General features: G+C 58.3%; 1 protein-coding gene. It reads right to left on the reverse strand.

Annotation, left to right across the window (positions count from 1 at the left end):
* On the reverse strand, positions 1 to 300 hold a 300-nt coding region (locus tag DNI29_RS25415; RefSeq protein ID WP_238388209.1), incomplete at its 3' end, for an aconitase family protein.
* Positions 301 to 307 lie beyond the last annotated feature (7 nt).

Raw genomic sequence — 307 nt, forward strand, 5'->3', positions numbered from 1 at the left:
GCGGTAGACGGAGGCCTTGTCGGCATCGATCACGCCCATTTCCTTCAGATACTCTTCCTTGGAAGGCAGGTAACCCAGACGCGAAGCGATGGCTGCCAGTTCGGCCGAGCCCAGATACACGTTGGTGTTCTTGCCCAGACGGTTGGGGAAGTTACGAGTGGAAGTCGAGATGACAGTCGCACCTTCACGCACTTGAGCCTGGTTACCCATGCACAGCGAGCAGCCGGGCATTTCTGTACGGGCACCGGCAGTGCCGAAGGCAGAGTAGTGACCTTCCTTGATCAGCTCGTCCTGGTCCATCTTGGTG

The organism is Hymenobacter sediminis, assembly GCF_003231285.1.
GTDB classification, from domain to species: domain Bacteria; phylum Bacteroidota; class Bacteroidia; order Cytophagales; family Hymenobacteraceae; genus Hymenobacter; species Hymenobacter sediminis.